1 protein-coding gene is annotated in these 784 nt (G+C 61.1%); it reads right to left on the bottom strand.

Annotation, left to right across the window (positions count from 1 at the left end):
- Nucleotides 1-93: 93 nt before the first annotated feature.
- On the bottom strand, nt 94-784 hold a 691-nt coding region (locus GD1_RS24445; RefSeq protein ID WP_157079566.1), incomplete at its 5' end, for an HNH endonuclease.

Genomic DNA, 784 nt, shown 5'->3' with positions numbered 1-784 from the left:
GCCGGCCGAACTCGCCAACGCAACCGGCGGAGGTTCCGACACCCAACCCGAATCTCTATGAAGTTCTCAAAGAACACAAGCTTCTACAAAAGGTCAGGCAGCATTCGGCAACTCATCGGCAAACCGCCTGTTATATGCCGGAATCGGACGACGCCGTCGATCCACCACCTCCGGCGGGATCAACCACGGATGAGCATCCGGCCCCGTATAGACATCCCATCCGTTGTGGTGAACATCGGCATGACACGACGCACACAGTAGACAGCCGTTCGCAAGATCAGTCGCACCACCATCCGACCAATGCGCAATGTGATGAGCCTGAGTCCGAGATGCCGGGGCACCACACTTGATACAACACCGATCCCGCTCGAACAACGCTCGCCGCTGCGAAGCGGTGAACAACCGTTTCGACCGACCCATATCCAACGGGACCCGCTCGCCGTCGACGATCGTCATCACCACCACACCGTCACAGCTGGTTTCGAGCAGGGTGCTGTGGGTGATCGACCCACCGAACGCCAATTCCGACTTGTCGGGTGTATCCACGGGTACCGACAGGTTGATCAACGCCGCAGGTGGCGCGGTCACCGACCGTTCCCCTGCACCGGCGGCCATGTCAAGGACCATCTCCAACGCGTCAGCGCGGCGTCGGGGTGCGTCGCGGGGATCTTTCGACCCATCCGGTTGCGGGACCGGCGCCGACAGCTTTTCGATCGCGGTCGTGAGCTTCTCCCCGACAACAACATCCAGACTCCCCGAGACGGCGACCCGCCCATCATCAGTT

It is taken from the genome of Gordonia desulfuricans NBRC 100010 (assembly GCF_001485495.1).
Lineage (GTDB): Bacteria > Actinomycetota > Actinomycetes > Mycobacteriales > Mycobacteriaceae > Gordonia > Gordonia desulfuricans.
This window is presented reverse-complemented; position numbering and strand designations above follow the sequence as displayed.